Origin of the sequence: Bacillus sp. HY001, from assembly GCF_007558965.1 — a bacterium.
In the GTDB taxonomy this organism is placed as follows: domain Bacteria; phylum Bacillota; class Bacilli; order Bacillales; family Bacillaceae_G; genus Bacillus_A; species Bacillus_A mobilis.
In genome coordinates this window covers 1-299 of record NZ_VLTE01000373.1, presented here as the reverse complement: position 1 = coordinate 299, position 299 = coordinate 1, and the positions used below count along the sequence as shown (strand labels likewise).

Genomic DNA, 299 nt, shown 5'->3' with positions numbered 1-299 from the left:
CAAACTTTATCGAATTCTTATGGCCGTCGTAAACAAATGCTTTGTGGTGTTCATTTTAACTTTGAATTTGGCGATGAGTTAATTCAGGCTTTATTTAACGCGCAATCGGAGATTAAGGATTATCAGCATTTTAAAACAGAGATGTATCTAAAAGCCACAAGAAACTATTTACACCATCGATGGTTATTCACTTATTTTTACGGATCTTCTCCTAGTAGTGAAAAGAATTTTTTTGAAGAAGATTCGTTGAAAGAGGTAGTAAGAAGCATTAGAAGCAGTAAATATGGTTATACCAATTC

General features: G+C 33.1%; 1 pseudogene. It reads left to right on the top strand.

From position 1 onward, the window contains the following. A pseudogene (locus tag FOT98_RS31815) lies at positions 1-299 on the top strand (bifunctional glutamate--cysteine ligase/glutathione synthetase); the annotation flags it as partial.